Origin of the sequence: Romboutsia lituseburensis, from assembly GCF_024723825.1 — a bacterium.
Classification (GTDB): domain Bacteria; phylum Bacillota; class Clostridia; order Peptostreptococcales; family Peptostreptococcaceae; genus Romboutsia_F; species Romboutsia_F lituseburensis_A.
The window spans coordinates 233,661-257,540 of record NZ_JANQBQ010000001.1; the positions used below are offsets into that span (position 1 = coordinate 233,661).

At 25.6% G+C, this 23,880-nt stretch carries 13 protein-coding genes; all 13 read left to right on the forward strand.

Annotated features, from left to right (window positions below):
• Positions 1–772 precede the first annotated feature (772 nt).
• Positions 773–2,059 (forward strand): DNA (cytosine-5-)-methyltransferase, encoded by a 1,287-nt coding sequence (gene dcm / locus NWE74_RS01180; RefSeq protein WP_258241417.1) that lies wholly within the window; start codon positions 773–775, stop codon positions 2,057–2,059.
• Between the two features lie 186 nt (positions 2,060–2,245).
• On the forward strand, positions 2,246–3,136 hold the full coding sequence (locus NWE74_RS01185; protein ID WP_258241418.1) for a phospholipase D-like domain-containing protein: 891 nt from the start codon (positions 2,246–2,248) through the stop codon (positions 3,134–3,136).
• Complete coding sequence (locus NWE74_RS01190) at positions 3,129–5,840, forward strand: UvrD-helicase domain-containing protein (RefSeq protein WP_258241419.1); 2,712 nt, start codon at positions 3,129–3,131, stop codon at positions 5,838–5,840. The genes NWE74_RS01185 and NWE74_RS01190 overlap by 8 nt, the downstream gene beginning before the upstream one ends.
• Positions 5,824–8,886 (forward strand): hypothetical protein, encoded by a 3,063-nt coding sequence (locus NWE74_RS01195; RefSeq protein ID WP_258241420.1) that lies wholly within the window; start codon positions 5,824–5,826, stop codon positions 8,884–8,886. Before NWE74_RS01190 ends, NWE74_RS01195 begins: the two co-directional genes overlap by 17 nt.
• A 130-nt stretch (positions 8,887–9,016) precedes the next feature.
• Positions 9,017–10,339: a Sau3AI family type II restriction endonuclease gene (locus tag NWE74_RS01200; protein ID WP_258241421.1), complete on the forward strand. Its 1,323-nt coding sequence runs from the start codon at positions 9,017–9,019 to the stop codon at positions 10,337–10,339.
• A gap of 99 nt (positions 10,340–10,438) precedes the next feature.
• Positions 10,439–10,579 carry a hypothetical protein gene (locus NWE74_RS01205; RefSeq protein WP_258241422.1) on the forward strand — a complete coding sequence of 47 codons (141 nt, stop codon included), beginning with the start codon at positions 10,439–10,441 and terminating at the stop codon, positions 10,577–10,579.
• A 106-nt stretch (positions 10,580–10,685) separates the two neighbouring features.
• The gene (locus tag NWE74_RS01210; protein ID WP_258241423.1) at positions 10,686–10,847 is read left to right on the forward strand and encodes a hypothetical protein; all 162 of its coding nucleotides are present in this window, start codon (positions 10,686–10,688) and stop codon (positions 10,845–10,847) included.
• 68 nt (positions 10,848–10,915) lie between these two features.
• Positions 10,916–12,946, forward strand: a complete 2,031-nt coding sequence (locus tag NWE74_RS01215) for an AAA family ATPase (RefSeq protein ID WP_258241424.1) — start codon at positions 10,916–10,918, stop codon at positions 12,944–12,946.
• On the forward strand, positions 12,936–13,958 hold the full coding sequence (mcrC, locus tag NWE74_RS01220; RefSeq protein ID WP_258241425.1) for a 5-methylcytosine-specific restriction endonuclease system specificity protein McrC: 1,023 nt from the start codon (positions 12,936–12,938) through the stop codon (positions 13,956–13,958). Before NWE74_RS01215 ends, mcrC begins: the two co-directional genes overlap by 11 nt.
• A 399-nt stretch (positions 13,959–14,357) precedes the next feature.
• Positions 14,358–16,778, forward strand: a complete 2,421-nt coding sequence (locus tag NWE74_RS01225; RefSeq protein ID WP_258241426.1) for a UvrD-helicase domain-containing protein — start codon at positions 14,358–14,360, stop codon at positions 16,776–16,778.
• The gene (locus NWE74_RS01230) at positions 16,771–19,323 is read left to right on the forward strand and encodes a hypothetical protein (RefSeq protein ID WP_258241427.1); all 2,553 of its coding nucleotides are present in this window, start codon (positions 16,771–16,773) and stop codon (positions 19,321–19,323) included. Before NWE74_RS01225 ends, NWE74_RS01230 begins: the two co-directional genes overlap by 8 nt.
• Positions 19,307–20,938, forward strand: coding sequence for a 3'-5' exonuclease (locus NWE74_RS01235; protein WP_258241428.1), 1,632 nt, complete (start codon positions 19,307–19,309; stop codon positions 20,936–20,938). The genes NWE74_RS01230 and NWE74_RS01235 overlap by 17 nt, the downstream gene beginning before the upstream one ends.
• An 18-nt stretch (positions 20,939–20,956) precedes the next feature.
• Positions 20,957–23,770 (forward strand): hypothetical protein, encoded by a 2,814-nt coding sequence (locus NWE74_RS01240; RefSeq protein ID WP_258241429.1) that lies wholly within the window; start codon positions 20,957–20,959, stop codon positions 23,768–23,770.
• Positions 23,771–23,880 lie beyond the last annotated feature (110 nt).

Here is a 23,880-nt window from a genome sequence, read left to right on the forward strand (position 1 = left end):
TTTTAGTGTATATTATAAGAAATATTTTAAGATTTAACATTTAAAGAATCAAAAATATTATAAAATAGACTTGAGTTTATTTTTATTAATGGATACAGTAGAAATAGGGTATGCATACTGTATTTTTAAAATTTTTGAGTCTGAAATCAACTTGAAAAAAATCTTGGAGAAGAATAAGAATAAGAATAAACATAAGAATAAACATAAGAATAAAAATAAGAACAAACATAAACATAAACAGAAATATAAAAAAATAGATAATAGGTATCTTATTAAATGATAGCCTAAGATTTAGAATTAATAGTATATAATATAAGAAAAGTAAATAGTAATGTATATATTCAAGAAAATTAAAAATAATTTGCTATATTAAGTTTAAAGTTAATAAAGATGTTGTTTATTTTATAACTATAGGAATGTAAAGAGATTTATGTAAAATAAATTTATTTACATTCTTTTTAATATCAGTGATAACTCTTAAATTAAAGATTGTAGTTGAGGGTATGAATATCAGATATTTTTTAGACTTAGAAAATACAGTAAATTCTATCATAGTATAAAAAAATGATGATTAATTATAAAAAATAAACAACATAAGTTTGACTTAGTGAAAAATACGTTCTATAATATTAAAAGAAAATATAAAAATTACTATAATAATATTTAAAATTAATAAAGATAATAATACTTTATATAGATTAATTGATCTTTTCAAACACTAAAAAATATAGTATAATTAGACATAATGCTTATACAAAGGAGGAAATTACGGATGATAAAAGTATGCGAATTATTCGCTGGAGTTGGTGGATTTAGACTAGGTCTAGAAAGTGCTTCAGATGAATTTAAATTTGTATGGGCGAACCAATGGGAACCAAGTAAAAAAGTACAACATGCTTTTGACTGCTATGTTAGCCACTTTGGAGTTGAAAATCATGTTAACACAGATATATCACTGGTAGATAAAAACCAAATACCAAACCACGACCTATTAGTAGGAGGATTTCCTTGCCAAGACTACTCAGTAGCTAGAACGGGAGCAAAGGGAATACAAGGAGTAAAAGGAGTTTTATGGTGGCAAATTAGAGACATACTGGAAGCTAAGAAACCTAGATTTGTACTACTAGAAAATGTTGATAGACTATTAAAATCACCAGCAAAACAAAGAGGTCGTGATTTTGGAGTAATGTTAGCATGCTTTAATGACTTAGGATACTCAGTAGAGTGGAGAGTCATAAATGCAGCGGAGTATGGATTTAGCCAAAGAAGAAGAAGAATATTTATATTTGCATTTAAGAATGATACGGATTATGCAAAGGATATAAATAAAGAAAAACTTAGAGAATGGATACATGACACAGGATTTTTCCAAAAAGAATTCCCGATACACGAAATAAAAGATGCAAATGGAAATAAACTAATATCATCATTTGAAGATAAAGTAATTGAATACAAGCAAGAAGTTATGGAATATAATGACATAGTAGATATATCTGATGATTTTAAATTAGAATTTGAAAATGCAGGCATAATGAGCAATGGAAAAATATACACAGAAAAAACATTCCCTAAATATAATGGACCATTTACATTACTAAAAGATATATTAGAAACAGATGTAGATGAAAAATATTATTTAGACGGAGACGAAGCAAAGTTAGCTAAATGGGAATACCTAAAAGGAGCTAAAAAAATAGAGAGAACTAGTAAAACAGGCCATAGCTATATATTCAGTGAAGGACCATTAGCATTTCCAGATCCAATAGACAGACCAGCTAGAACAATGCTTACTAGTGAATCATCAATAAATAGAAGTACTCATGTAGTGAGAGATCCTCAAACAGATAGACTAAGGTTAATAACACCAATGGAAGCAGAAAGACTTAATGGATTTAAGGATAACTGGACCAACAGTGGTATGCCAGAGAAGTTTAGATACTTCTGTATGGGAAATGCATTAGTAGTAAGCTTAGTTAAAAAAATGGGAAATGCAATAAAAACTATAGTTGATGATGAAGAGCAAGCAAGTGCATATGATGAAGTTGCAATAACTAAATAGATAGTGTAAATTAGAAGTGTATAATGTTAATATTATGCACTTTTATTTTGTAAAATATAATGGGGGGAATTTTAAATTGAATTATGATGATAGATTAATAGACTATATACTAGAGTATAATAATAAATTTTAGAAAAATTGGAGAGAATTAAATAAGCTTTAAATTATTAGACATGGAGACAAATAATGGAAAATAAGGTATACAATATAGATACAAATAAAAGAAGAATAAACTTTGTTATAAGAGAAATCATTAGAAATAAGTATAAAAACGTACAAGTTTATGCTCCATTATATATGGAACTAGAAATAGTAAGTTCAATAAAGCAATTCTTTAAAATTATAGAGCTTAAACCGATTTCTAATTACATAGAAATTAAAATTGGAAAAATAGATAAAGACTTAATAAATTTTTATATAACAAATGGGTTAGATATAGTAGGAAAAGTATATAGTGAAGAAAACACTAAAGAGAATATAGTTGTACTGGATTCATACAAAAACACTAAAATCAAGATAGATAAATTATCTCATGATGAACTTGATGTTATAAAATACTGCTATAGTGAAAACAGCACTAAAAATCATCAAGAAATAGAAAATATAAGAGTTACTCATATAGACCACTTTAAACTTAGAAATACATTTTTAAATATTATAAAAAATACAAAACAAAGACTAGATATTATGAGTCCTTGGATAAATGATATAGCCTGTGATTATGATGTACTAGAATTAATCAAATCAGCACTAGAAAAAGGTGTAGACATAAATATTGTATATGGAATTGGTAATGGAGACGATAAAAGAAACAAAAAATCAGATGAAGTAGCAAATCAAATGCAACATAAATTAAAAAGTAAAAACTATAAAGGTAATTTGAGTATTACCAAAAAAGATTCTCATTATAAAGCTATACTTTGCGATGATGATATATCAATGTGTGGAAGTCTAAACTATCTATCCTGTAATCCAGAAAATACAAACTCAATAGAGGGTGCAGATTTGATAATATCAAGTGAAATAGTAAATATCAAAAGAAAACTGTATTTTGATGCTGGAGATAAAAATGAATAATAAAATAAAATACTCGGTGGTTTTATATATAGATAAAGATATAAAAAGAAAAGATTTAGCAGCTATAAACTCATTGCTAGAAAGCGGTATAAAAATAATAATATTTACAACAGAAGACATATCAAAAAAATTAGAAAGTCCATTAATGAATCAGTATAAGAAAAAGAGATACTTAAGCATTTATTATGTAGATACTGATAATATAAATTTAGAAACAGACAATATAGAAATTACTGATAATGATGAATCTTATAAAGTAGAAAAAATTGTATCTATAGATGGAGATAATAGAAGTAAAATAGTTGAATTACATAAAAAAAATGAAGAGTACTGTAAAATACATAACTTAAAAAATGAATTTAATATAGGTCAATATGAAGCAGAGCATGCTAGTGAAAGTGCAAAATTTATTATAGTTGAAGCAGGTGCCGGAGCCGGTAAAACTACAACTATGATAGATAGAGTTTCTTTTTTAACAGAAAAACATAATGTAGATTTAGAGTCTATACATATGATCACATTCACAAGAGAATCTACTAAAACTATGAAAGAAAAAATAGAAAAATATTTTACAGAAAAATTTAATACAAGCAAAGAAAAGTCAAAATACAGAGATAAAATTGAAAAACAAGGAAATATGGTAATCAGAACTATAGATGCTTATTTTAAAGACTTAGTAAGCACCATTGGAGTTGAGCTAGGATGCAATCAAAATACATCAATCAAAAGCTATAAACACATAAAGCAAAATTTAATAAAATCATTCTTAGATGGTGAATTTTATGAATCTGATAAAGATAAAGAAAATTTATATAAATTATTAACTCAAGTAATCAAAGAAATCCCATTGTATGATTTAGAAAAAAACATATTAAACTTTTGGAATAAGTTGCAAGCACAAGGAATACATGATGAGGAAATTGTTAATTTAAACTGGGGCGGTGTAGATAAAACCAGTAGCCCAAGAATTAATAGTTTAATAAATAAATTACTTGAAGAAGCTATGAAGATACTACCCAAAAAGATTGAAAAAATAAAAAAAGAAAATAATGAAATAGAACTGGTGGATTTTACAATTAAACTACAAGAGTATTTAGATATAGGAAATCATGATGGTGAAGATAAAATAGATAAAATAAGAAATGTAATGAAAAATAAGAACTTCAATCCTAGATATATACTAATAGACGAATTTCAAGATACCAACTCAGATCAAATAAAAATAATGGTAGCAATAAACAAAATACTAGCTAATCAAATATTTATAGTAGGTGACAAAAAGCAAGGTATATATAGGTTTAGAGGTGCTAAACACACAGCCTTTGATGAAGTAAGAAGCCTTATAGGCAAAGATAGAGAAGATATACAGCTAAAAATTAACTATAGAACAGCAGGTAACGTATTAGATTTTATGCAAAAACAGGAAATGTCTAAGTGGATAGTAAACGGTAATAACAAATTCTTAGATTATGAGCTAAAGGCAGGATCAAATAATATTGGAACATATGAAAAAATAATAATAGAAAAACCATCAGATGTAATTCAAAGCACTAAAAACATAATAAACAGTACAAATATAATGAAACAAATCGAAAACATTATAACTGAAAACATTGAAATATATGATGCAAAAACAATAAAAGCCTATAAACAAGCAGTATTAGATAAAAATAATTACGATGAAAATATAGAAGAATTAGATCAAAGTGTAATAAAACAAATAGAATATATGCTAGAAAGAGAAAAAGTAAAGCTTGTTACTAAACAACATGTAAAAGAAGTTCTAAAAAAATACAAAAGCAATCTAACAGTATTAGTTAGGTACAATTGGGAAGCTAGAAAAATAAAACAGTGGTGTGACGAAGATGGTGTAATTTGTGATTTGGATGTTGAAGGAAACTTCTATAACTGTAGAGCTGTAAGAGACTTTAAGTATTTAGTAGGAGCTTTTTTATTTGACGAAGAAAAATATAAAATTAGTCTAAAAGATACTCCATATATAGGTGTATCATCAATATACAGTAACTACAAAAATGAATTTAGAAATGAAAGATTTTATGTAGTAATAAACAAAATAATAAACGAAAGTAAAGTAATCAATAACTATTACAATGAACAACTAACCATATTAAAAGAATACAAAGGTATGACAGCTATTGAAAGAGAAAACGAAGCTAAAAATAGAGCAAAAGAATATCAAATGAATTTAAATAAACTAATAAATATACTAAAAAGCAACAAAAGTAAGGACACGGGATTAAAGTCAGTATATGACTTTTTAGATGTACAAATAAAAACTAACAGAACGGAAAATGAAGAAAAGATAAATAGAGATGCAGTAATAAAATGTATAACAGTACATAAATCAAAAGGACAAGAATACAAAAACCTATTTATACCTTTTACAAATAATATATTTATAAAAGAAGACAGAACAGAAATAATAGCACAAAACAAAGAAGTAGGATATCAAATTGTACAAAAAAATAAAATAGATACAAAAAAATATTATAACAACAATTATGGTAAATTAATAAACCAAGAAAAAAATGAACTAAGAGAAGATGAAATGAGATTGCTTTATGTAGCATTAACTAGAGTTGAAGAAAACCTAATAGTAATAATATTAGAAAATAATCAACAAAATACATGGGCAGAGCTACTAAGTAAGAGAGGTATAAAACAATATGGAAAATATCAATAAATGCAATATCACTATAATTAACTACAGTAATATTGCAAAATTAAGAGATAATAAAGAACTATTTTCAAAAATAAAAGATGCAGATCTTCATATTTGTGCATCACTAATAACCTCTATAGCTATGAACTTTGAATATGGAAAAGAACTAGAAAGTAAAATAGTTATTAACTCAGGTAACTTTATAGGTGATATAGCTGGTAGTTGGGATCAAAGAGAAACAAAACTAATACAACGACTAAAATTACATAATGAAATAAAACTGTTAGAAGAAGAAGCACTAGTAAATAAAGACGAAGAATATAAAGAGCTAATATCCACAATAAAAGGTAACCGAGAAGACATGTTATCTAGCCTAAGATTATTAGTAGAATGTAATATATATCCTGAAGATATAGAAAAAAATATAGATAACATAACCGATGAAATAAAAGTATTTTTAGACATATGGAAAAGACTAGAACTAGTAGACGAAGAAATTTTAAAATTTAGAAAGAAAATATATGATGAACTAGAAGATGAAAAAAAACTAGAAAGTGAATTAATAAAGGCAGCAAATAAATCAAAAACAAAACAAATAAAAGGATTAAAAAAATACTTCATAGAAAAATCAAACTTAGATTATTTTATACATAAAAAGTCTGAATTAGAAAATGAAATATACAATCAAATTGATACAAACATTAAGGCAAAAGAAGATGAAATAACAAAATTAGCAGAAAGTATAAAACACATAGAAGAAGTAGTAAATGACAAATATGAAGTCAAAAAAGTAGAAAAGAAATTTAAAAAAATTGTACTTCAAGGATTCTACTTCATTACACCTATTCAGGAATCAATTATTAACTTAATAATTGAAAAACTAAATGATGTAGAAATAATATTTTTAAACAACTATGATAAAAACAACAAAGAAATATTTGATATATGGGACAAAACTTTTGCCAATAAATATTATCCTATAAAAAGTAATAAATATATAGGTAGCAAAAAAACATCATTTAAATGGAGTGATGTTTTTGCAGAGATATACAATGGAAACAGTGAAAACTTAGACGAAACAATTAAATATATAGACAGCAATATCCAAAGACCTATTATAAAAGAATACACAAATATGATCACGTTCCAAGATGATAATGATTTTGAAAATATAGATGAAAATACAAATAACGTATACTATTCTCCAGACTCAGAACAATTAAATAGTATACTAGATGATGTTTATCCTAGAAAAACCAAAAAACATATACTATCAAGACCAATAGGTCAATTAATAAGGATACTTCACAAGATATGGAACGATAGTGAATCTATAGATTTAAATATAGACGTAGATATATTAGAAAGTTGTTTTGTAACAGGATGGCTTACAATAGTGCACAATGGAAAAGAACATAATGCAACTAGTCAAGTACATAACCTAAGAAAAATAAAAAACTATTTCAATGACTGCAAAACACTAAGCCAATGGGAAGAAAGATATAAACTATGGAAAGAAGGAAAGGAATTCATAGAAAATAATATAGGTATAAAACATATATTGTGGAATTTTTCATTCTTTGATGTTAAAGATGAAGACATGATACTGATAAACTTATTTGTAAAGCAAATTAATAACCTTGTAAAGTTATTAAATAATGATGAAGAAAGTAAATATCAAAAAGAAGCATTAATTAGTTCACATTTTGAAAATATACAAAGCTTAATAGACAAGGTTTTAGAAATTACAAAAAAAGAAATAGAAGATGAAGAAGATCAAAAAGTTATAGATTCATTAGTAAAAGTACTAAAAGAAGGACCAAACAACATCACTTGTTTATCAGATGATGTAATAGATGCACTTTCAGAGTATCTAAACACTGAAAATACAGAATATGAAGGATTAGATGAAAAAATATTAAACATCAAGGATATCGATGCATCATCTATACTTAATAAATACAAAACTGTTAACTTGTGTCAAATAACTAGTGATTTTATACCAGGAATAAAAAATAGATACACATGGCCTTTAAGTAAAAGCTTTATACAAAATTTGATAGACACCATAGGCAATGATGATGAGCTATTAGAACTAAGAATTAATAGATTAAAGCTGATAATAGAAGAAAATACATCAAGAAATAAGTATTTATTATTCAATGCATTAGAAGCTAGTAATAATATAAGTGTATCTTTAATAAAAAATATAAACAATGAAGAGTATAGGGAATGTGTGTACATGACATTACTAAAAAGCAAGGCAAATTTAGAAGTAGAAAATGATAATGACACAGAATTTGGATTTTCAAAAAACAAGGTAGAGCTTGTGGATGACTATTATTCATATAGTGAGAATAAGGATTATTTTAATGAAAAAGTAAATGGTAATCGTAAAGAAAGGCGAAGTCAATTTAATAAAAAAAATATAAATATTCAGTTGCATAGAATGTTAAGGCATTGCCCTAAAAGACATAGTTATTACATAATAAAAGAAAAGAATACTTGTAAGATAAATAACTTGAGTTATGTTGATGATTTTCATCAAAGAATACTATTTTCAAGGCTAATGCAAATCATCCATGATCATTGTGTAAGGGATCATAGTATAAGAGATAGGATCAGGCTTAATAGTATTGATGACATAATAAATAATCAAGATAAGATGGATGAAAACTTTCATGTTTTATTAGAATTAGTTGGTAGATATTTTCCTCAGTGGACTGATATAGGGAAAAATAGTTTGATAAATGATTCCATAAAATATAAAATAGCAAACTTTGAATACAATGATGATATTGTTGGATATATATACGATAAGGGGACATCAAATAAGGTGCAGATTCCAATTATAATACCAAGTCCAAAATCAATTAATTGTGATAATACAAGTGATAATTATGATGATAATATAAATTATAGTGTGCAAGTGAGATATATTTCATATAAGGGTGCAATAAAAGGTATAGCACAGGCCATTGAGGTAGAGAAGAATAACTGCAAATGGTGCAATTGTATAGATTTGTGTAAAGAGAGTGTTTATTCAGTTGATTTAAAAAAATCATAAATAATTAGGTTAATTAAGCAGGCTTAATCAAAGTCTGCTTTTGTTTTGAGTAGATTAAAAATTCCAATATATTGAAATAATAGGAAAAAATACATATAATACAGTTACAGACTTTAGGAGGTTTTGAACTATGAAATTTAAAACAGAAGAAGAACTTTTGAATTTTACTAAAAACATAATTGGTAAAAAATTTATAGATATAGATACACAAAAATTACTAGCAACAAATAAAAAAGACAAAGGAATATTAGGAAAAGTAGTAGAAACTGGTTTTTATGGATATGAACTAAACTCCAATCCAGAAGCAGACTTTGGAGAACTAGGTATAGAGCTTAAAGTATCTGGATTTAAAACTAATAAAAATAGTACTATTTCAGCTAAAGAAAGACTAGTACTAAGTATGATAGACTACTCAGAAATAATAGATGAAGAATTTGAATTTAGTAAACTAATATTTAAAAACAAAAAAATATTGATAATATGGTATGAGTATGATTATGAAAATAAAGATAATTATGGAGAGTTTGTAATAAAACATTACCAACTATACAATATGGGGGTAGATGAAGAGGTATTAAAAAATGACTTTAACATAATAAAGTCAAAAGTATTAAAAGGAGAAGCTCACCTTTTATCAGAAGGGGATACATCATACTTAGGTGCATGCACAAAAGGAGCAAAAGGAACTGATACTAAAACTCAGCCTAAGTCAAATATACTAGCAAAACCAAGAGCATTTTCTTTAAAAAATGGATATATAACAGGTATACTAAGAAGTATAGATATATCGTCTCAGGTTTTAGCAAAATATAAAACAGCTCAAGAGTATATATATGAAAAACTTAAGCCATATATAGGAATGACACAAAAAGAAATCTGGGAACAAGTATCAGGAATTGTATTTAAAGAAGGAGATGCTATACCTAAGAATTTAAACAAGATGATATCAGATAGAATTATAGGTAAAGATAAAGAATTAGGAAAAATAGATGATGTATTTAATAAGGTAATATATGAAATTAAAAACTTACCGGTAGATAAAGATAACTATCCACTTGAGAGACTATCTTTTAAAAATTTACACTTAGAAGCATTTGAATATGAATGGAATGATTCTGAATGGAAAGATTATTTTGAAGAAATAAGTTTTATAGTTATAACTTATGAAGGTAGTAAGAAAAGTAAAAATGGAGAACGTGTTTTAAAGGATGTAAAGAATATATCATTTACCCAGGAAGATATAGATCTATTTGGAAAGTCATATAATATGGTTAGAGAAGCTATAAAATCTAAGGATATATCTAAATTACCATATCCTAAATCCTATGAAAATCAAATATTAGAAATTGCACCTAAAGGTGTAAAAGGAGACGATGCATATAACAATTTTTTTAAGGGAAATAAGACTTGTTTTATGATGGATAAAGATTTTGTTAGTTCTAAAATTAATTAAAATGGAGAGAGAAAAATGGCAAGAGCAGATAAATAAATTATTTACTATAATGTAAGTATAATAAATAATTTATCTGAAAATGCGGTGACTTATTATAGAATGAAGTATTTAGTAGAAGGGCACAATTGTACATATGAAAAGTTAGAAGAGATATTTAACAATTGTAGTGTAAATATTGGAACCAAAGAGTTAGCAAAAAAAGAGAAAATATATCAAATGAAAGAAATAGAGCTGATATAGATGAATTTGGAAATTCTAGAACTAGACAAAATAGTTTTTTACCAAGCAAAAATATACCATTTTTAAAGTGCAAAGGCAACAATGGAAATAGCTTAGAGTTTGGAAAGTGCTAAGAAGGATAGTAAGCAAGAATGAAAAAATTAGCAATAATAGTATAGGTAAAGGTGTAACATCTTTTGAAGGTTTTAAGATTGGAAACAAGGAGATAATTGTATCTGATAAGATTATAATAAAAGATGAATGTCAAGTAATGGAGTTATTCATTTGATGATTTAAGCAAGATAACTAGAACAGTATTGAAAACTTGTTTATAGTATAACTTAGAGGGAGTAAAATATGAAAATAGAATTGATAGAAGCTATAAATAAATCACTAGAAAATGAGAATATAAAAAAACTAATAAATAGTGAAGAATTTTATTTGCAAAAAGCAGTAGATAAATATTATGAATTCATGAAAATAAATAAATTAGATGAAGAAATAACAAATAGAATTATAGAAGAAGTAAAAGAACTGAGAAAATCAAATACATTTGATTTTATTAGGTTAATAGATCAATATGATAGTAAATCCGATGAATACCATACGTTAATGACAATTGGACAACTAGTATCATATTTAGATATGAATGCTACAAATAAGAATGAATTTAATGAATATAAAGATAAAAGGGTATTAGCTAAGTCAGGTGTATATCAAGACGCATGGGTGACAAATCTTTTAAGGTATAAAAATACAAATGATCTAAACAATCTAAGTCCATCAATATCAAATGCTATAGAATTCTTACTTGACCCGAGTAAAAAAATAGCTATAGTATCAGAAAATATGAAAAATCAAATTATGATGAGATTGTTTGACGATGTAGAATGTGATTTTAATGAAAAGATATACAATGAGTTTAAATATCTATCAATTAATGTTAAAAATGAATTGAATAGAGGATATTTATTAGGGCGTATACTTTACTCAAACGAAGTAAACAAACTATGGAAAATAGATAAAATAATATGGAAAGTATCACATGGTTCAAAGGATCCATTTACAGATGAAGAAAAAGCTATGTATTTATCTAAGAATGAAATAGTAATACATAAAGATACTGCTAAGAATCAGGCTAAGAACTTTATAGATAAAGTAAAAGTAGGTCACCTATTTTATCTTTGCTATGGTGGAGGAATTAAGTTACTAGGGGAGGTAATCTCAGAAGCTTCAACTCCAAATAAAGATGGATGGATAACTAGAAAATATAAAGTAATAAAAGAAAGTACTTCAACTAGAAAATATAAAGGAATAAAGAGGAAATGGTCACCTAGTTATAATTCGACTTTAGGAGATGTATCTAGTACAGAACTGAAACTATTTGAAGAAGAAATATTGAAACCCTATTTTGAAATGACGATAGGTGATTTATTAGATATGGATTTATATGAATTTGAATATAACGATGATAAAAATGATAATGTAGCAAATCAAGTAGAATATAAAGAACATGGAATTTCTAAAAATCATATTTTAAAAGAGGTATTTATTAGCGAAGAAAAACTAGACTTAATACTATTTAATCTAGACTACAAGAAAAACATAATACTACAAGGACCACCAGGCGTAGGAAAAACCTTTGTAGCAAAAAAACTATGTTACTTGCATCAAGGTAGAAAATGTAATGATCAAATTGAAATGGTACAATTCCATCAATCTTATTCTTATGAAGATTTTATAAGAGGATACAGACCAAATAAAGTAGATGGATTTGTGCTTAAAGACGGAGTATTTTATAAATTTACTCAAAAAGCAATTAATGATCCAGATAATAACTATTACTTTATAATAGATGAAATAAATAGAGGTAACTTAAGTAAAATATTTGGAGAACTAATGATGCTAATAGAAAAAGATAAACGAGGACAAGATTATCAAGTATCACTTACATATCAAGAAGAAGATGAAAAGTTTTATATACCAGAAAATCTATATATTATAGGTACCATGAATACAGCAGATAGATCCATTGCTATGGTAGACTATGCACTTAGAAGAAGATTTGCATTTATTGATATAGAACCAGCATTTAATAACCCTGTATTAAAAGATTACTTTGTTCAATATTTAGGAAATGATATGTCTAGTAAAATAATAAACAAAATAACATCATTAAATAAAGTAATAGAAAAAGATAATCTAGACTTAGGAAAGGGTTATAGGATAGGGCATAGTTATTTTACACCTACAGAAGAAATAAAAGATGTTGAAAGTTGGTATAAAAGAATAATAAAAATGGAGATAGAACCATTAATAAGGGAGTATTGGTTTGATAAAAGTGAATACGAACTAAAACAGAAAGTAGATGATCTACTTGAAGACTAGAAATATACCAATACAGAATATTTATTATATGCTTTGTTATGCATGGAATAGAGGTATAGAAAAAGATAACATAGATTTAAACGGAGTAAAAGGTAATAATATATATGATTTACTTACCTTAGTTTTATGTAAGTCTATTTCAAAGATAATAAAAAAAGGTATTTATAAAGAGTATACAAATCACAATGAAGAAACATATTCGTTAAAAGGAAAAATAAACTTTAGTGATAGCTTAAAAAGAAATAGTTTCAACAATGGTAGAGCCATTTGTGAATTTGATGATTTCAGTGATGATATAGAACATAATCAAATAATTAAAGCAACTCTATATATAATTCTTAAATCAAAAAATATAGATAAAAACCTAAAAGAGGATGTAATGAGGATTTATCATTATTTTTCTAATATTACTAATATTAATATTAGTAGACACCATTTTGAAAAGGCGAAAATACATAGAAACAACAGATATTACAAGTTACCATTAGACATTTGTAAACTAATATACAATGATATTATTGCAGATGAAAATGATGGTAGTATTTCATTTAATTATAAAGAAGAAGAAAAGATATCTTATATATTTGAAGATTTTGTAAGAAGTTTTTATAATATTCACTTAAGTGACAGTAAAGTATATAGGGAGGATATAAAATGGGATGTAAAAATTGATGATTCATTTTTACCCAAAATGCAAACTGATATTACTATAAAAACTCCAAGTAAAGTAATTATTATGGATACTAAATACTACAAAAATACTTTAGCTAGTAACATGAAATCAGAGAAATATCATAGCAGCAATATGTATCAAATATTTTCATATTTGAAAAATGCTGAAGCTAAAGGTGAAAAATACTTAAATTCAACAGGGATACTTTTATATCCTAAAGTAGATAAAGATTTAAACAATATCTATGAAATACAAGGACATATATTAAAAATATGCACAATTAATTTAAATGATGAATGGATAAATATACATAATAGATTGCTAGAAATAGTAAATTAAATGCTAAGAATATTGTATAAGAGCAACCGTAAGTTAATATAAAAAATGGAGGAGAAAATAAAACCGACTCCATTTTATTATTTATAGAATTTAAATTGTTATCAACATACTCATCTAGCGTATAAAGAATCAAATTATTACAGAAAACTGTTTTTATAAAAAACTTTACAGTATAGAAAAATTATAAAAATACAGATTTTTTTATACACTCAATCTTTGGGGGATTTAATTATACTAAAATGTTTTAGTGCGTGATACTGAAATGTAAGACTATACGGTAATTATAGAGTTAACTAATGTTTATAATTAGGAAATTTATGTAAGTTTATAAAAATATTTATATATATATATAAAACTGTTAAAATAAAAGTATAAATACTAAAGTAGGAGGTGTTTCAATTGGGGGGAAATACAGCAAAATACTCTATATCAATATACAAAAACAAACTAGATATAGAAACAACACAAAAAATATTACAATACCTAAAAAATGGAATCACAGTATTTTTATTCATAAAAGAAACAATAAACAAGCAAAACCTAATACAAGAACTACAAAGTGCCATAAATAATTATTTCCTAGTAATTATCCAAATAAACAACACTTTATTTGAAGAAGGAATAAAAACACTAGACTACAAAATAATTGACACCGAATTCTATAACAAGATATGTCAAGATAAAGAAAATGAATTCAACAACCAGCAATTTGGCATAGTTCATTCAAAAGTAGATGCAAATATACTTATCAGAGCTGGAGCAGGGACAGGTAAAACTACAGCAATGATAAACCGTATACTATTTCTAAAACATATAAACAAATACTTCAAACTAAACGAAGTAGTACTAATAACATTTACAAATGAAGCAACTATACAAATGCGTGAAAGGCTAATAAAAAGAATAGAAGATTATTATAATCTTACTAAAAATAACATGTACCTAAAATGGTTAGATGAAGTAGCAAACATGAGAATACAAACGATACACTCATTTGCTAGAGACGTGCTAGAAAGGCATGGAGAGCATCTAGGATTTTATGATAACTTTAAAATAACAACATTTAAGTACAAAAGATATAGACTAATAGAAAAATATATAGAAGAATTTAAGAACTCTCAAGATGGCAAGATATACTGTACATTTGAAACAATACCTCAGTATGAACTTATAAAAAAGATAGTAGCAGTAATAGAGAAACTTGATAACTTTGCAGTTGATACAAACTCTATAAACTATAACGTAAACTTTGGGCTAGATGATTTAGGATTTAGCAAAATGCTTGAATATATAATTAAAAATGTGACAAATGAACTAGAAGAAATAAAAAAAGAAACTAACTCATGGGAAATTAATGATTTAATAAAAAAATTACCAAACTTAGAATTTAAGAGCGGGCATAATCTAGATTTTAAAATTCTAATGGTAGATGAGTTCCAAGATACAGATAAGACTCAAGTAGATTTTATATCTTGGATAATCGAACATTCAAACTCTAGAATATTTGTAGTTGGCGATGAAAAGCAAAGTATATATAGATTTAGGGGAGCTGATTATACTGCATTTGAACAACTAAAGGAAAAATTTAAAGAAATATCAGTAGAAGAACTAAATGAATTTAGTCTAGTAAGAAACTATAGAACAAATAGGAGTTTATTAAGCAACATTGATGAATGGTTTGTAAATATAGGTAATAAGGTAGATAGATTTAATTATAATGAAATTGATAGAATATACTCTTTAAAAAACAATGACCTAGAGAATGAAATTGAAATTAAGAACTTGGAGATATCACAAAGTAGAATTGATTTAATAAAAGAGGTTTTGTTAAATAAAAAACAAGATGAAGAGTTATGTATACTAGTCAGACGTAATAGTGATGTAGATGAAATAAAGCAACTGTGTGATGAAAATAGAGTACCTTGCGAAGTAACATCTACAGGAGATTTCTTTAGAAGCGAGCCTGTAAGAAATCTGTATATAATGATAAAATCTTTGATAAATAAAAATGACAATAGAGTTATATATTCATTACTTAATACTTCTTATTGTAAGGAGAGTATTGATAAAATCAATTTACTGAAAAATATATCTTTTGATGACTATACTATGAGTAATTATCTAAAAGAATATATGCAGAAAATTGGATGGAATAAATACATTGATAAATCAATAGTAGAATCACCTATTAGTTTAATAGAAGAAATTATAAAAGAAGTAAAACCAGAAGTTCAGTACTTTAAAAAGCAACTAGGTAAGTTTACTAAAGAAGATGCAAAGGTAATGGCAACTGAATATAAAATGAACTTAGATCATTGTATATTTTTAATAAGAAAAAACTTTAGTGGAAATATAGCCACATTAAACAGTATAGAAAACTATTTAAGAATAAATATACAAACTAATGATGTAGAAAGTATGAAAAAGATAAGTGACTCATTTAAGAAAAGCTTCGTAAAGTGTATGACTATACACAAGGCGAAAGGTCTAGAGTTTGACTATGTTATAGTACCAGAAACAACACACGAATTTATATCTAATAAAAGGGATATAGAGGTAATAGTAAATAGAGATGAATTTGAAAATATAAATATTGCGTATAAATTAGTATTAGGAAATGATATAAAAACAGTAAGCAACAACTTATTTAAAGACTTAAATTATGATGAGAAGCAAGAAATAATAGGGGAAGAAACTAGATTATTTTATGTTGCTTTGACTAGGGCTAAAAAAGAACTTTATGTTCATAAAAAGAGTATAACGTCATCCTATGTTAACTCATGGATGACACTAATTCCGGAGGAAGAATATAATGTTTAGGGTGGAGAAACATGACAACTCTTATGAATATTTTTCGAGTATAGATTTAAATGAAAATGCCATGCATATAACATCAAATTTATCATTAGAAAAGTTATTTTTAGAGTTAAAAAATGATGATATAAATAAATGGAAAATAAAAAGTATAGAACATTTATTAGGTGATATTTATCCTAAGCTATATGATTCTATAAATGTTAATAGACTAAAAATTGAATTAAGAAATATTTTAATAAATAATGATGTAGACCAAAACTTAATGCAAGAAGAGAATTTAAGTATATTATTTAGTGATTTTAAGTTCTTAATTGAAAGTGGTATAAGAGTTATACCAAGTATAAATGGTATTAATGATGAACAAGAAACTATCATAAAAGTATTTAATCGATTTGTACAAAATAAAAGTGCACAAAGTATAATAAAGGAGCTATCTTCAGCTACTAATTTAAAGGATAAGTATATAAATAATAACAATGCTAATATACAAAAAATATATTTATATAACTTTAACAATTTACATTTATCAAGAATGGTATTTTTTAATAGATTAAAGTATTTAGGTTATGAGGTAGTTTTTAGAATACCACAGTTTAATATTGGTGCAATTGATGAACCATGGAAGAACTTATATACAAAAAAGTTATTCAAATGGGATGATAGTACCTATAAAAGACATAATCATATAAAAGAAAGTTCTTATATTAATTATATTGAAGGAAAAGAAATAAAAAATGATGAGAGAAAAATTATATTCAAAGAGTTTTTAGGTAGCTTTGAATTTAAAAATGAATTACATAATGATAAAAATAAGGATGTATCATACTATGCACTAGATACAATATTAATAAATCAAGTGTTTGATATAGATGAAGATAAAGAGTATAATATGCCATTAGTTAGGTTTATGGTAAATATGTATAACTGTAAAAATAAAAATGGAGATATATACATTAACTATGGATTGCTAACAGAGCTTATTACTTCAGGGTGGATAGAGATAAAAGAAGGTAATAGGATTATAAATGGCATTGATTATTTAGATTTTATGAAAAATCTAGAAAGCTACTTTGAAGGTGTAAATACTATAGATGATATAATTAATAGAATTGAAGAGCTTAGATACCTAAAACTTGCTAGTGATACTATAGAAAATGAAGTTAAACAAAAAATTGGTAAAGATAGGGTAAAAATGTTTTTATCAAATCCTTTTAGATGTATTTCATATGTAAATATTGAAAATTATGATATTACATTAATTCAGTTCAAAACATTAGTAGAAAGATTAAGGTATATACTAAAAAATACTTTAAAAAGAGAAGATGAATTTCAAGATTATAATAAAAACTGTGAATTCATAAAAGGAATAATGAAGAGAAATGAGTTTATTAACAATCTAAAAGAGGATGATAATTATAAAGATACTATAAAGAAAATATACACCGTATTAAATTACTCTCATGATATTGAATTTATATATAAGGAAGATATAAAAGAGCTAATATATATACTTATGCATAATGGCAATAAAAATAAAAATAATCAAATACTACCTATTGATACTTTAGATGGAGATTGGCAAAGAAATGTATATGATCAAATTCATATAACTGATTTATCTTTTAAAGCTTATCAAAAATACTTAGAATCCAAGAAAATAATAGGTAAGTATATAAATCACAAGTTTATAGAAAAAATCTTAGATACAGATTTTTATAAAGAACATTATGAACTAAGAAGAAGTTTACAAATATCAAAATTATCAGTAAATAATATAGAACAGTTTTTTAGCTTTGATATAGCAAACTTAATAGTAAATTATAAAGGTACTATTGTACTTAGTTTTATAAAAAATCTAAGAGATGGTGATAGTGAAAGTATTTTGCTTAGAATATTAAAAAACTTATATAAAAAAGAAGAGACTAGTGAAAATAATTTATTAGATTATCTAGATGATGTAGAAATTGAAGATATAAAAAAGGAGCCTTATATAATTACTAATGATATAAGTAACAAAAACAAACTTATATCTCCTGTAGGATTTAGAGATTTAGACTTTTGTTATATGAAGTTTATTTATTCCAATATATTAGAATCAAATGTAGTATATGAAACAGATTTTCATCATAGACTAGTGTTTTCAACCTTGATATCACTGCTAAAAAGGGATATTCCTAACTATGAAGAAAACCTAAAGAACTTTATATTTCCTATTTTCCCTCAGTGGAATGATACTACTAAGGAAAATATGATAATAACAAATACTATGAATTTCTCTTTAAAGGATTATTATTTATATGAAAATATAAACTATCCTAAAAATATTGATAGATTACAAATCCTTAGAAGTAAGTATTTAGTTACAGAAAAATATAAAGTGAAAAATAGATATGAAGATAATAAACTGGATACAGAAAAATTATTTGATGAATTTGTTATAAAATATTTAAGTAACGAAGAATTATCTCATCAAGGTAGACACTGTACTATGTGTCCACATATTTTAATTTGCCAGAAGGGGGAGTATGTAGTTGAGCGAACTAATTAATAGAAATGATTTTATAAATTTTTTTTCTAATGTAGCTAAAAGTTGGCAGCATTATATTGATTATAATTTCTTCGAAGATATAGAACTTTCTCCTGACCAAATTAAAATAATAGACCATGATGAAGACCAAATGTTAATCAATGGATATGCAGGAACAGGAAAAAGTATTACGCTATTGTATAAGTTTATAAATACAATAATAAGAGAAGGAGAGCCTAAGAGGGTTTTATATATTTCATATAATCATACCCTTATAGCTGATACTAGAAAAAAATTACAGGGAAGTGAAGCGTATAGAGTAAATAAACAAAGGCACTATGTAGATGTTACTACTTATCATGAAATGGCATATAAACTATTAAAAGATTTAGGTGTAATAGATAAAAAGAAGAACTCTAAATTAACCCAAGATGAAATAATAAGAAATGAATCTTTAGCCTTAGTTAGAATAGGTTCGGTATTGAATAAATATAAAACTGAAGGAAATAAAGAATTTGATAGTGTACCTAAAGACGAAAAATTATATTCTACTCACAATGAGTATTTTGTAAGGGACGAAATAAAGTGGATGAAAGAAAATGGATTTATTACTAAAGAGGAGTATTTAGAAGTAGAAAGAAAGGGGCGCTCAAGAAGTATTCGTCTTACTAAGAAACAAAGAAATACTATATTCAAGATATTTGTAGAATACACTAGAATGCTTAAAGAACAGTTCTATAATCATATGGACTTAGAAGATTATGCGCTTGAGCTATTAAATAATAATAGATGGATAGATAATAATTATAAATATGATTATGTTTTTGTAGATGAGGTGCAAGATTTACAACCTATGCAAATTAAGTCATTGGTAATGTTAACTAAAAAATCTTTAATAATATCTGGGGATCCGAGGCAAACAATTCATAGAAGAAGTCCATATTCATATGAAAAGTTAGGAATAAACATAAATGAAAAAGGTAGAAGTAGAACATTAAATAAAAACTATAGATGTAGCGCACAAATAATGAGGCTTGCCAATTCTTTAAACTTTGATAATGGAGATCACAAGCTAGACAAGAGAAACTTTGTAAGAGATGGAGACAAACCAATTATAGTGAGTTGCAAAAATTCAGAATCCGAAATAGAATATGTAATACAAAAAATAAAGGAAATTCATTTAAATAATCCTAATGAAACGGTAGCTATAATTCATAGAGAAGAAAGTGGGCTTTCTATTAAGTGTTCAGAAAACTTAAATAAACTAAAAAGGCATTTTATGTATGTTGCAGATACTAAAAACTATGGAGCTAAGTTTGACCCTAATAGTAAAAAGCAAATTTTTTATGCTTCAGCATATGACATAAAAGGTTTGGAATTTGACCATACTTTCTTAATACAGTTTGATGATGAAAACTATCCTAAAAAATCAAGGATTCAAGAACTATTAAAAAATGAAGATATTGATGAGTCTATGATAAAGGATGATATAGATGAAATAAAAAATATAGAGAAAAAACTACTATATGTTGCAATGACTAGAGCTAAAAAGAATCTGTATATAACATACAGTGACAATATATCAGAGTTTGCAAATGATTTTGATAAGCAAGATTACAATATAATAACATATTAGTAGCAAGGGGGAGGAACGTTGAAACTTGATAAAACTAGATGCATACGAAAAGAGAATAGTACTTTGATATGCATTGATAATATAGATACAAATGAAACCTTAATGTTAGACGAAGAATATATATTTATAGAAAATATAAAAACAACTCAAGATATTGTAATTACAAGAAAGACTATAATACTTGGTGATATAGAGTGTAACTTTTTAAATGCATTAGGAGAGGTAATATGCTATGGAAACATTAAAGCTAACACAATATATACTAATAAAGATATAGAGTGTTTTAAAGATATAGCTTATAATAGTTTGCTTGGAGGTAATATAAATAAGAAAAGTACACAAGAGGATATAAAGGAAATAGAAGTAATAAAAGAGGTAGAAGTTGTCAAAGAAATTGAGAAAATTAAAGAAGTAGAAATTGAAGTTAATCCTCTAGAAGATATTAGAATTGATAATGATACATTACCAGATCAACTTACATTAATAGATGATTTTAAAGAAAAGATAATGAATTATATAGATAGTGAGTTAGTATTTTTAGATGAAAACATATTAGTAGAGGATTTAGAACAAATTGGCCTTACATTTATTGAGTTTAAAAAGTATAGTGAATTATTATCAAAAATTTTAGAATATTCAGAAACAATACAAATAAAGACTTTAAATGATTATATAGAATTTTTAAATATAATCAAATATATTCCAACATGGCTAGAAGAAATAGATATTGTACAAGAGATTATTAACAAACATAAAATAGTTGATGAAGATGAATTATTAGAAATGGATATTAACATTGATACTCAAAATGAATTTGTTGATTTAGTAGGCCATATCAACAACTGCAAAGATTTATTAGCAGAAGCTTATGAGTATGTATCTTATCATGTAATAACTAAATATTACAAAATTATAAAAGAAGGTTTAAATCTTGAAATAGAACTAGAAAAAAAATCAAAGGATGATATTGCAAATATTATCAAAGAAGCTGCAAAAGAGTTAGATGATAAAACTAATTTAGAAGAATTATATGATAAATATATATGGGATAAGGGATTACTCATAGAAGGCAAAGTTATAGATGTCGATAATGAACATATTTATATGACACCAAATAATGAAGAAAGAAATAAACATGTTTCTATAAAGATGAAGAAACACTTTATAAATAGATATAAACCAGATGATATACTATATGGTCATATTTCGGAAGTAGAAATGAAAGACAATTGTATAGAAGTAACCATTTCAAATGAATCAGAAAATATGCCCAGGTTATTGTTTAATAAGTTAAGAGAAAAATATGGACTTAACAAATGTACAATACAAAAATACAAAAGAATAAAAGGAAAGAGTACGTGTATAGTAATAGTTGTATTTGATGGTAAAGATTATGAGGAAGAGATAGACAATATTTCTAGAGAAATGAAAAAATATTTAAATGGTGAACATGTAGGTATATTTATATACGATAAAAGTGTAGAAAAATTTGCATCAAACATATTAGGTATCGATGAACTTGATATAAAGATAGACAAGGTAAGTAGAAAATGTATTGCCGTAGTAGACAAAGCAGATGAATTTAGAATTAGAGATTTATTAGAAAAGCAAGAATCTAACATGAAAAATATATATGAGTACGAAATAGAAATTAAGAATAAACCATCAATAAGCACTCAAAATATTAAAATAAACAATGAAGTAAATATAGATGTAAAAACTACAGATATAGTTACACCTGAATATACAAATAGTGAAATCTATACGAATATTTTGAAGGAAAAAGGAAATATAATAAGTGGCAAGATAACTAGTATTTCATCTAAAAAAATTCAAGTGGATATTGGATATGATGCAGAATCAATAATTAAATATTTTAACAAGGATATATTACATACTTATAAAGTAGGCGACTATATAGAAGCACGTATTAATAATCTAAGTAAGAAGGAAGATGGTAGTGTTAGAGTTATACTTTCTAGAGATGATGTTGACTTTGTGAAAGCATGTCTAAAAGAAGTTAGAAATAATTTGGGATATAAGCACATTACATTTAAAACAGCTAAGAAACTACCTAATGAAAAAGAATATGTTGCATCAGCTAATATTGGAGATATCAATATAGTAGATATAGAAAAGCAATTATTAGATATAAAAATAAAAGTAGAAGACAAACTACACAATGAAATAGTAAATATTTATCAATACAGTAAAGACGTAGTACAGCAAATAAGAAATATAACAAAAATTAAATTGAAGGAAATAAACATAAATAGGAAAATAAGCGTATGTAATATTAATTGTGAAAAAGAAGAGTACGAATTAGTAAAGTCTAAGAAAGAAGTAATTGAAGCATTAACAGCATATAAAACTTTAAATATAATTGAGCCAAAAGTAAAAGATTCAGCAACCAGTAGAACTATAAGTATAATTGGTAGTTCAAATTATAGTGAAAGTTACTTTAGCAATGTGTTTACAAGAATAAAAAATGAACTAAATATTAAGTATTATAACATAAAAAAGTGCTCATACAGTGATGTTTATGGTGCGTTACTTGTTATAGAAAATAAGTCTAAATCAAGTACACATGAAGAGATAACGTTTATAGAAAGTTTAATGAATAAAGAATGTAAACAGGATATAGTTAAAATTGTTGAATTTAAATATGATGCAAGTAGCTTTTTAAGTGATTTGTTTGATGTAGAGGTAAGAGATATTCAACAAGTTCCAGGGAAGTTTTATATAAATAACTTAGATGAAAGCAAGATGGGTAAGTATAATTTTATCCGTGATGAAGTTTTAAAGATTGTAAACTACAAAATTGAAATATAAATTTTTACTCTGGCTATGATTAAAATCATAGCCCTATTTGTATTGATTCCTTTAATATGTAAGTATAAATTGGTAATTAACCTAAGTAAACTATTTAGGATAGTTAGTAG

Coding starts and splice junctions, on each gene's coding strand:
- dcm (WP_258241417.1), top strand. CDS start 773: ATGATAAAAGTATGCGAATTATTCGCTGGAGTTGGTGGATTTAGACTA.
- NWE74_RS01185 (WP_258241418.1), top strand. CDS start 2,246: ATGGAAAATAAGGTATACAATATAGATACAAATAAAAGAAGAATAAAC.
- NWE74_RS01190 (WP_258241419.1), top strand. CDS start 3,129: ATGAATAATAAAATAAAATACTCGGTGGTTTTATATATAGATAAAGAT.
- NWE74_RS01195 (WP_258241420.1), top strand. CDS start 5,824: ATGGAAAATATCAATAAATGCAATATCACTATAATTAACTACAGTAAT.
- NWE74_RS01200 (WP_258241421.1), top strand. CDS start 9,017: ATGAAATTTAAAACAGAAGAAGAACTTTTGAATTTTACTAAAAACATA.
- NWE74_RS01205 (WP_258241422.1), top strand. CDS start 10,439: ATGAAGTATTTAGTAGAAGGGCACAATTGTACATATGAAAAGTTAGAA.
- NWE74_RS01215 (WP_258241424.1), top strand. CDS start 10,916: ATGAAAATAGAATTGATAGAAGCTATAAATAAATCACTAGAAAATGAG.
- NWE74_RS01230 (WP_258241427.1), top strand. CDS start 16,771: ATGTTTAGGGTGGAGAAACATGACAACTCTTATGAATATTTTTCGAGT.